This is a genomic window from Xenorhabdus bovienii, assembly GCF_024721015.1.
GTDB classification, from domain to species: domain Bacteria; phylum Pseudomonadota; class Gammaproteobacteria; order Enterobacterales; family Enterobacteriaceae; genus Xenorhabdus; species Xenorhabdus bovienii.
The window spans coordinates 1-253 of record NZ_JANAIF010000457.1; the positions used below are offsets into that span (position 1 = coordinate 1).

The window sequence follows — 253 nt, forward strand, 5'->3', positions numbered from 1 at the left end:
ACGGTTAGCGCACCCCAAGCGACACGCAGAATGTCAGGATCGGTCCAGTCAGGATGGATGCAAAAGCGCCCGACCTCTATCATCTGCCCCTCAAAAGACCTCAGCGCGTCAAGTTCATAAAACTGGGCAGAATAGGCGCGATCGATATCGAAACCACCACTCAGTCGCATGAATCGGAAGCAACACACCAGTTTGCCGGTTGATTTGTCTTCCACGAGAATATGCTGACACAGTCGGTCATACGCGTCAGCGT

At 53.0% G+C, this 253-nt stretch carries 1 protein-coding gene; it reads right to left on the reverse strand.

Annotation, left to right across the window (positions count from 1 at the left end):
- On the reverse strand, positions 1-253 hold a 253-nt coding region (locus tag NXS07_RS21390; RefSeq protein ID WP_258087689.1), incomplete at both ends, for a GNAT family N-acetyltransferase.